The 3,963-nt window shown below is 75.3% G+C and carries 4 protein-coding genes; all 4 read left to right on the forward strand.

Translation table 11 applies throughout. From position 1 onward, the window contains the following. The first annotated feature begins 233 nt into the window (after positions 1-233). Positions 234-1,169, forward strand: coding sequence for a FecCD family ABC transporter permease (locus ACZ7G3_RS31410; protein ID WP_470929785.1), 936 nt, complete (start codon positions 234-236; stop codon positions 1,167-1,169). After that, complete coding sequence (locus ACZ7G3_RS31415; protein ID WP_470929693.1) at positions 1,166-2,218, forward strand: FecCD family ABC transporter permease; 1,053 nt, start codon at positions 1,166-1,168, stop codon at positions 2,216-2,218. The genes ACZ7G3_RS31410 and ACZ7G3_RS31415 overlap by 4 nt, the downstream gene beginning before the upstream one ends. Further along, positions 2,215-3,069: an ABC transporter ATP-binding protein gene (locus tag ACZ7G3_RS31420; RefSeq protein ID WP_470929695.1), complete on the forward strand. Its 855-nt coding sequence runs from the start codon at positions 2,215-2,217 to the stop codon at positions 3,067-3,069. The genes ACZ7G3_RS31415 and ACZ7G3_RS31420 overlap by 4 nt, the downstream gene beginning before the upstream one ends. Before the next feature lie 289 nt (positions 3,070-3,358). After that, a partial coding sequence (locus ACZ7G3_RS31425) for an MFS transporter (RefSeq protein WP_470929697.1) occupies positions 3,359-3,963 on the forward strand: 605 nt, incomplete at its 3' end.

Raw genomic sequence — 3,963 nt, forward strand, 5'->3', positions numbered from 1 at the left:
GGCGACCCCCCCCCCCCCCCCCCCCCTCCCCCCCTCCCCCCCCCTCCCCCCCCCCCCCCCCCCCCCCCCCCCCCCCCCCCCCCCCCCCCCCCCACCCCCCCCCCCCCCCCCCCCCCCCCCCCCCCCCCCCCCCCCCCCCCCCCCCCCCCCCCCCCCCCCCCCCCCCCCCCCCCCCCCCCCCCCGCGTCCGCGTCCTCCGGCTCCTCGTGGTGGCCGCCGTCCTGATCGCCGTCATGGTGGCCTCCCTCGCCTTCGGGTCCCGTGCCGTGGCCTGGTCCGACGTGTGGGCGGCGCTCGGCGGAGCGGAGGCCACCCTGGAGGAGGCGGCCGTCGCCAAGCGCATACCGCGCACCCTCCTCGCCGTCGTCGTGGGCGCCGCCCTCGGACTCTCCGGCGCGGTCATGCAGGGGGTGACCCGCAACCCGCTGGCCGACCCGGGCATCCTCGGCGTCAACATGGGCGCCTCCCTGGCCGTGGTCACCGCCATCGCCTACCTCGGCCTCGCGTCGGCGTCCGGTTACATCTGGGTGGCGATGCTCGGGGCGGCACTGACCGCCGGCTTCGTGTACGCCATCGGCTCGCTGGGCCGCGGCGGCGCCACCCCGCTGAAGCTGGCCCTCGCCGGCGCCGCCATCACGGCCGCGCTCACCTCGCTGGTCAGCGCCGTCGTACTGCCCCGCAACGACATCTCCGACACCTTCCGGCTGTGGCAGATCGGCGGCGTCGGAGGCGCCTCCTACGACCAGCTCGGCAGCGTCCTGCCCTTCCTCGGCGCCGGGTTCGTGATCTGCCTGGCATCCGCCCGGGCCCTCAACTCGCTGGCACTGGGCGACGACCTGGCCGCCGGACTCGGTGAACGGGTGGCCCTCGTCCGGGCCGGCGCGGCGCTCGGCGCGGTCGTGCTGTGCGGCGCGTCCACCGCCGTCGCCGGGCCGATCCTCTTCGTCGGTCTCGTCGTACCGCACGCCTGCCGGCTCCTGGTCGGCGTGGACCACCGCTGGCTGCTGCCGTTCTCCGCGCTGGGCGGCGCGATCCTGCTGACCGCCGCAGACATGGTGGGCCGGGTCGTGGCACGGCCGGCCGAGATCGACGTGGGGATCCTGACCGGGATCATCGGCGCCCCGTTCTTCATCCACATCGTCCGACGCCAAAAGGTCAGGTCCCTGTGAGCGCACCAGCCGTCCGCGCCCCGTCCACGTCGGCGGCCGTCACCCGCGCCCGGGTCCGCGGCGCGTACCGGCGACGGCTGCTCGTCCTGACGCTGCTGCTCCTCGTCGCCGCCGCGTTCGTCACGACCCTCATGGCCGGCCACACCTTCTACCCGGCCGGTGACGTGCTGCGCGTGGTGATGGGCGAGCAGGTGCCGGGCGCGTCCTTCACCGTGGGCAGGCTGCGGCTGCCGCGGGCGGTACTGGCGCTGACCGCCGGATTCAGCTTCGGCATGGCCGGTGTCACCTTCCAGACGATGCTCCGCAACCCGCTCGCCAGCCCCGACGTCATCGGCATCAGCGCCGGAGCGAGCGCGGCGGCGGCCCTCGCCATCGTGACCTTCTCGATGAGCGGGACCGGGGTGTCGGTCGTGGCGATAGCCGCCGCGCTCGGGGTGGCGCTGCTCATGTACACCCTCGCGTTCCGCGACGGGGTCGCCGGCACCCGGCTCATCCTGATCGGCATCGGTGTCGCCGCGATGCTCGACAGCGTCACCTCCTACGTCCTGTCGCAGGCCGGTGAGTGGGACCTCCAGGAGGCGATGCGCTGGCTCACGGGAAGCCTCAACGGCACCACGTGGGAGGAGACCGTGCCCGCCGTCCTCGCCGTGCTCGTGCTCGGCCCCGTGCTGCTGTCCCGGGCCCGCGACCTGAGCGCGCTGAGCCTGGGCGACGACACGGCCTCCGCCCTCGGTGTCCGTGTCGAACGCACCCGGGTGACGGTGATCGTCGCGGCCGTCGGGCTGATCGCGTTCGCGACGGCGGCCGCCGGACCGATCGCCTTCGTCGCGTTCCTCTCCGGGCCGATCGCCGCCCGGCTGACGGGGACCGGCGGATCCCTGCTGGTGCCCGCGGGACTGGTCGGTTCCCTCCTCGTCCTGGTCGCCGACTTCACCGGCCAGTACGCCTTCGACACCCGCTACCCCGTGGGCATCATCACCGGCGTCCTCGGCGCGCCCTACCTCGTCTACCTGATCGTCCGCACCAACCGGGCCGGAGGCTCACTGTGACCGCGTCCCACACCCTCGCCACCGAGGACCTCACGCTCGGCTACGGCGACCGTGCCGTCATCGAGGGCCTGGACCTGACCCTCGCGGCCGGGCGGATCACGGTGATCGTCGGCGCCAACGCCTGCGGCAAGTCGACGCTGCTGCGCGCGATGTCCCGGCTGCTCGTCCCGCGCACCGGCCGGGTCGTCCTGGACGGCAAGGAGGTCCATCGCACCCCCGCCAAGGAACTCGCCCGCACCCTGGGCCTGTTGCCCCAGTCGCCGGTCACCCCCGAGGGCATCACGGTGCTGGACCTGGTCGGCCGGGGCCGCCACCCCCACCAGCGCGCCTTCGCCCGCTGGACGGCGAAGGACGACGCGGCGGTCGCCGCCGCACTGGAGGCCACCCACACGACCGACCTGATGGACCGGGCCGTCGACGAACTCTCCGGCGGCCAGCGCCAGCGCGTGTGGATCGCGATGGCGCTGGCCCAGCAGACCGACCTGCTGCTCCTCGACGAGCCCACCACGTTCCTCGACATCAGCCACCAGATCGAGGTCCTCGACCTGCTGACCGACCTGAACCGTACCCGCGGCACCACGATCGTCATGGTCCTGCACGACCTCAACCTGGCCGCGCGCTACGCGGACCGGCTCATCGCCCTGGCGTCCGGACGACTGCACGCCGCCGGCACGACCGGGGAGGTGATGACCGAGGACACGGTCCGGGCCGTGTACGGCATGGAGAGCCGCGTCATCGAGGACCCGGTCTCCGGCAGACCCCTCGTGCTGCCCATCGGCCGCCACCACTCGACGGCGGCGGGGGCCGGGGCCGCCGCCGGGGCTCCCTCGACCGCGGACAGCACGAGCTGAAACCACGCGTGGTGGCACCCCGGCCCGGAGCGTCACCACGCACACGCGGATCATGGACGGGACGAGGGCGCCCCGGCGCCCGTCCGCCGCCCGGCGCGTCCCACCACCGATCACGCCCGGAAAACCCGTCCGGCACGCCCGGAAAACCCGTCCGGCACGTCCGGCCCCAGGAACACGGAGTACGTCCATGCGCTCGTCCCACCCGCAACCACCGCCCGAGGTGTCCGCGTCGCCGCGGCACGCGAGCGGCGTGCGCCCGGCTGCCGGACCGGCCGGGAGCCGCTGAGCCATGACCCCGAAGCTTGCCGCGCTGCTGCCCGACCTCGCGCCCTGGCGCTCCTCCCGCGACTTCCGCCTCCTGTGGTCGCAGGGCCTGGTCACCTACCTCGGCAGCGTGATGGCGCTGATCGCGCTGCCGCTCCAGATCAAGGACCTGACCGGCTCCCCGCTCGCGGTGGGCGTGATGGGCGCCGTCGAACTGGTACCGCTGGTCGTCTTCGGCCTGTACGGCGGCGCACTCGCGGACGCGGTGGACCGGCGCAAGGTCATCGTGCTGACCGAGGCGGGACTGGGACTGCTGGCGGTCGTCCTGCTGGTGAACGCGATGCTGCCGCAGCCCGCGCTGTGGCCGCTGTACGTGGTGGCCGCCGGAGTGGCGGCCCTGGCCGGACTCCAACGGCCGGCCCTGGACTCGCTGCTGGCCCGGATCGTCCCGCACGACCAGCTCGCCGCGGCGGCCGCGCTGAACGCCCTGCGCTGGCAGGCCGGCGCGATCGCCGGGCCCGCGGCGGCGGGCCTCGTCGTGGGGGGGGGGGGGGGGGGGGGGGGGGGGGGGGGGGAAAGGGGGGGGGGGGGGGGGGGGGGGGGGGGGGGGGGGGGGGGGGGAGGTGGGGA

This window comes from Streptomyces sp. NPDC037271, assembly GCF_055603605.1.

Excerpts from the sequence above, each read along its gene's own strand:
- ACZ7G3_RS31410 (WP_470929785.1), top strand. The coding sequence starts at position 234 with ATGGTGGCCTCCCTCGCCTTCGGGTCCCGTGCCGTGGCCTGGTCCGAC.